Origin of the sequence: Azospirillum sp., assembly GCF_035627195.1 — a bacterium.
GTDB lineage: Bacteria > Pseudomonadota > Alphaproteobacteria > Azospirillales > Azospirillaceae > Azospirillum.
Genome location: NZ_DASPMG010000017.1, coordinates 1 through 5,165 on the forward strand (window position 1 = coordinate 1; position 5,165 = coordinate 5,165).

General features: G+C 68.1%; 3 protein-coding genes and 1 pseudogene. All 4 read right to left on the reverse strand.

The features are described 5' to 3' along the window. The coding region (locus VED21_RS01130) for a 2-oxo acid dehydrogenase subunit E2 (protein WP_324880463.1) at positions 1-878 on the reverse strand (878 nt) is incomplete at its 3' end. A gap of 49 nt (positions 879-927) precedes the next feature. Next, positions 928-3,831 (reverse strand): 2-oxoglutarate dehydrogenase E1 component, encoded by a 2,904-nt coding sequence (locus VED21_RS01135; RefSeq protein ID WP_324880464.1) that lies wholly within the window; start codon positions 3,829-3,831, stop codon positions 928-930. A gap of 208 nt (positions 3,832-4,039) precedes the next feature. Next, positions 4,040-4,915: a succinate--CoA ligase subunit alpha gene (gene sucD, locus VED21_RS01140; protein ID WP_324880465.1), complete on the reverse strand. Its 876-nt coding sequence runs from the start codon at positions 4,913-4,915 to the stop codon at positions 4,040-4,042. 1 nt (position 4,916) lies between these two features. Continuing rightward, positions 4,917-5,165, reverse strand: a pseudogene (gene sucC / locus VED21_RS01145) (succinate--CoA ligase subunit beta); the annotation flags it as partial.

Sequence of the window (5,165 nt, forward strand, 5' to 3'; positions counted from 1 at the left end):
GGAACCACCAGACCCTGCGGCGTGCCGACGGCGACGCCGATGTCGTAGTAGTTCTTGTAGACGATGTCGGTGCCGTCGATCTCGGCGTTCACCGCCGGGATCTCCTTCAGCGCCTGGATGGCGGCGCGCACGAAGAAGGACATGAAGCCGAGGCGCACCTTGTGGCGCTTCTCGAAGTAGTCCTTGTACTCCGCGCGCAGCGCCATCGCCGCCGACATGTCCACCTCGTTGAAGGTGGTCAGCATGGCGGCGGTGTTCTGCGCCTCCTTCAGGCGCTCGGCGATGCGCTGGCGCAGGCGGGTCATGCGAACCCGCTCCTCCTGCGCGGCGCGCGGGCGGTCGCCCTGGGTGCCGGCGGCCCACTGGAACTTCGGCGCCGGGGCGGCAGCCGGGGCCGCCGCGGGGGCGGCCGGCTTGCGCTCGACGTGCTCGATGACGTCGCCCTTGGTGATGCGGCCGCCCTTGCCGGTGCCGGCGATCTGGGCGGCGTCGAGGCCCTTGTCCTCGACCATCTTGCGGGCGGCCGGCATCAGCTCGCCGCCGGTGGCGCCGACGGCGGCCGGAGCCGCGGCGGCGACCGCCGGGGCCGGAGCGGCCGCCGGGGCGGCGGCCTTGGCCGGGGCCGGGGCGGCGCCCGCCGCACCCTCGGCGATGATGCCGAGCACGGCGTCGACGCCGACGTTGGCGCCTTCCGCCGCGACGATCTCCGACAGGGTGCCGGCGGCCGGGGCGTTGACTTCCAGCGTGACCTTGTCGGTTTCCAGCTCGACCAGCGGCTCGTCGGCGCCGAACGATTCACCGACCTTCTTCAGCCAGCGGGCGACCGTCGCTTCCGACACCGACTCGCCCAGCGTGGGCACCTTGATTTCCGTAGCCATGAGTTCCTCTCGCGTCCCGATTTCTTCGTCTTCTTCTGGGCGGTCCGGGTCAGCCGACGGTCAGCGCGTCGTCGATCAGCTTCGCCTGTTCCTGGTTGTGCCGCTTCAGGAGGCCGGTGGCCGGAGCGGCGGAGGCCACGCGGCCGGCGTACACCGGGCGCTTGGTCTTGTGGCCGATGCTGCCGAGGCAGCCCTCGATCCGGCGGTCCATGAAGTGCCACGCACCCTGGTTCTCCGGCTCTTCCTGGCACCACACCACGTCGGCGTTCGGGTACTTGGCGAACTCCTTGGCCAGCGAGGCGGCGGGGAACGGGTACATCTGCTCGACGCGGACCAGCGCCACGTCCTTCACGTTGCGCGCGGTGCGCTCCTGCAGCAGATCGTAGTAGACCTTGCCGGTGCAGACCACGACGCGCTTGACCTTGTCGCCCGCCACCAGGTCCGTCGCCGTCTCCGGCAGGACGCGGTGGAAGGAGGTGCCGACGCCCAGCTCCGCCAGATTGGAGATGCACAGCTTGTGGCGCAGCAGCGACTTCGGCGTGAACAGCACCATCGGCTTGCGGAAGTTGCGGCGCACCTGCCGGCGGAAGGCGTGGAACAGGTTGGCCGGCGTGGTGATGTTGCAGATCTGCCAGTTGTCCTCGGCGCACATCTGCAAAAAGCGCTCGGGGCGGGCCGAGGAGTGCTCGGGACCCTGGCCCTCGTAGCCGTGCGGCAGCAGCATCACCAGACCCGACATGCGCAGCCACTTGGACTCGCCCGACGAGATGAACTGGTCGATGATGGTCTGCGCGGTGTTGGCGAAGTCGCCGAACTGCGCCTCCCACAGCACCAGCTCATTCGGCTCGGCCAGCGAGTAGCCGTACTCGAAGCCCAGCACGGCGGCTTCCGACAGCGGGCTGTCGTGCACCTCGAACGTCGCCTGCTTCGGGTTGACGTGGGTCAGCGCCACGTACTTCGCCTCGGTGTTCTGGTCGTACACCACGGCGTGGCGGTGCGAGAAGGTGCCGCGGCCCGAATCCTGGCCCGACAGGCGCACCGGCGTGCCCTCGACCAGCAGCGAGCCGAAGGCCAGCGCCTCGGCGGTCGCCCAGTCGATGCCCTCGCCGGTCTCGATGGTCTTGCGCTTGGCTTCCAGCTGGCGCGCGATCTTCGAGTTGATGGCGAAGCCTTCCGGCACGTCGCACAGCTTGTTGCCGATCTTCTTCAGCAGGTCGATGTCGACGCCGGTGTTGCCGCGCCACGCCTCTTCCGACTGCGCGGACTCCAGGCCGGACCACTTGCCCTCCAGCCAGTCGGCCTTGTTGGGCTTGTAGGACGACGCCGCCTCGAACTCCTTCTCCAGCTTCTTCATGAAGTCCTGGAGGATCTGGTCGCCTTCCTGCTGGGTGATGACGTTCTCGGTCACCAGCTGGCGGGTGTACAGCTCGCGCGTGGTCGGGTGCGAGCGGATCACCTTGTACATGATCGGCTGGGTGAAGCCCGGCTCGTCGCCCTCGTTGTGGCCGTGGCGGCGGTAGCAGACCATGTCGATCACGACGTCGCGCTTGAAGCGCTGGCGGAACTCCACGGCGATGCGGCTGACGTGCACCACGGACTCGGGGTCGTCGCCGTTCACGTGGAAGATCGGCGCCATCACCATCTTCGCCATTTCCGAGCAGTAGATGCCCGAGCGCGAGTAGTGCGGGTTCGTCGTGAAGCCGATCTGGTTGTTGATGATGAAGTGGATGGTGCCGCCGGTGCGGTAGCCGCGCAGCTCCGACAGGCCCAGGCTCTCGGCCACGATGCCCTGGCCGGCGAAGGCGGCGTCGCCGTGGATCAGCACGCCGCACACCGCGTCGCGCTCCATGTCGCGGCGCTGCTGCTGCTTGGCGCGCACCTTGCCCAGCACGACCGGGTTCACCCACTCCAGGTGCGAGGGGTTGGCGGTCAGCGACAGGTGGACGATGTTGCCGTTGAAGTCACGGTCCGACGAGGTGCCCAGGTGGTACTTCACGTCGCCCGAGCCCTGCACGTTCTCCGGCGCCGAGGGGTTGCCCTGGAACTCGGAGAAGACGGCCGAGAACGGCTTGCCCATGAAGTTGGTCAGCACGTTCAGGCGGCCGCGGTGCGCCATGCCGACGACGACTTCCCGAAGGCCCAGCTGGCCGCCGCGCTTCAGGATCTGCTCCAGCGCCGGGATCATCGACTCGCCGCCTTCGAGGCCGAAGCGCTTGGTGCCGGTGTACTTCAGCTGCAGGAACTTCTCGAAGCCCTCGGCAGCGGTCAGGCGCTCCAGGATGGCGCGCTTGCCGTTGACCGTGAAGTCGGTGTGGTTGCGCCCGCCCTCGATGCGCTCCTGGATCCAGGCCTTCTCATCCGGGTCCTGGATGTGCATGAACTCCACGCCGATGGTGCCGCAGTACGTGCGGTTCAGCACGTCCATGATCTGGCGCAGCGTGGCGCTTTCCATCCCCAGCGAGTAGTTGAGGAAGATCGGCCGGTCCATGTCGTTGGGGCCGAAGCCGTAGGTCGCCGGATCCAGTTCCGGGTGCGGCTCGCGCTTCTCCAGGCCCAGCGGGTCGAAGTGCGCGTTCATGTGGCCGCGCACGCGGTACACGCGGATCAGCATCAGCGCGCGGATGCTGTCCAGCACCGCCTGGCGCATCTGCTCCTGCGTCACGCCGCCGAAGGTCTGCTGCACGTGCTGCACCATGGCGCCGTTGCCGGGGCCGGCCAGCGCCGCCTTGGCCAGCTCGTCGGCGCCGTTGACCAGCAGATCGTCCGGCAGCGACCAGGACGCGCCGCGCAGCTCGTCCAGGACGGCGCGCGAATCATCGTCCAGCTCCTTGAAGAAGCCGTTCCAGCTCGGGTCCACCGAGGCGGGGTCCTTCAGGAAACGCGCGTAGAGTTCGGCCACGTACTGAGCATTCCCGCCGAACAGGAACGAGGACTTCTCCAGATTCACCGACATGGTTTTTCGCCTCGGGCGCCGGGCCCGGTCCCCCTCAAAGCATTCCAGGTGTCTTGTCGGGGGGCGAATCCCCCCTTCGCGTCCGTCGCCCGGTGCCGGGCGGCCCTGGACCCCGCTGTAGGAGGGGATCCAAGGGCCGCGCGGCCCTTGGCTGCATTGTTCGAACGCGGGAGGGGGTGGGTCCCCTCCCGCGTCCGTTTTCTTACCGTCAGCCCTTCATCACCTTCAGCATCGTCGAGCCGAGGCTCGCCGGGCTGTCGGCGACGTGGATGCCGACCGACTTCATGAAGTCGATCTTGAAGTCGGCGGTGTCGTTGCCGCCGGAGATCACCGCGCCGGCATGGCCCATGCGGCGGCCCGGAGGGGCCGTGCGGCCGGCGATGAAGCCGACGACCGGCTTCTTGGTGCCCGACGCCTTGATGAACTCGGCGCCCTTCACCTCGGCGTCGCCGCCGATCTCGCCGATCATGATGATGCCCTCGGTCTCCGGGTCCTTCAGGAACAGATCCAGGCTGTCCACGAAGTTGGTGCCGTTGACCGGGTCGCCGCCGATGCCGATGCAGGTGGTCTGGCCGAGGCCGGCCGCCGTGGTCTGCGCGACCGCCTCATAGGTCAGCGTGCCCGAGCGCGACACGATGCCGATCTTGCCGCGCTTGTGGATGTGGCCCGGCATGATGCCGATCTTGCACTCGTCCGGCGTGATGATGCCGGGGCAGTTCGGGCCGATCAGGCGGGTCTTCGAGCTGGCCAGCGCGCGCTTGACGCGGACCATGTCCAGGACCGGGATGCCTTCGGTGATGCAGACCACCAGCGGGATCTCGGCGTCGATGGCCTCCAGGATCGCGTCGGCGGCGAACGGGGGCGGGACGTAGATCACGGAGGCGTTGGCGCCGGTCTTCTCGACGGCGTCGGCGACGGTGTCGAACACCGGCAGGTCGAGGTGCTTGGTGCCGCCCTTACCCGGGGTGACGCCGCCGACCATCTTGGTGCCGTAGGCGATCGCCTGCTCGGAGTGGAAGGTGCCCTGGGCGCCGGTGAAGCCCTGGCAGATGACCTTGGTTTCGGAATTGACGAGAACAGCCATCTTACTTGGCCTCCTTCACGGCCTTGACGACCTTTTCCGCGGCGTCGGCCAGGTTGTCGGCCGACAGGATCGGCAGGCCGGATTCCGACAGGATCTTCTTGCCCAGGTCGACGTTGGTGCCTTCCAGGCGGACGACCAGCGGAACGTGCAGGTGCACTTCACGCGCGGCGGCGACGACGCCCTCGGCGATGACGTCGCAGCGCATGATGCCGCCGAAGATGTTGACGAGGATGCCCTCGACGTTCGGATC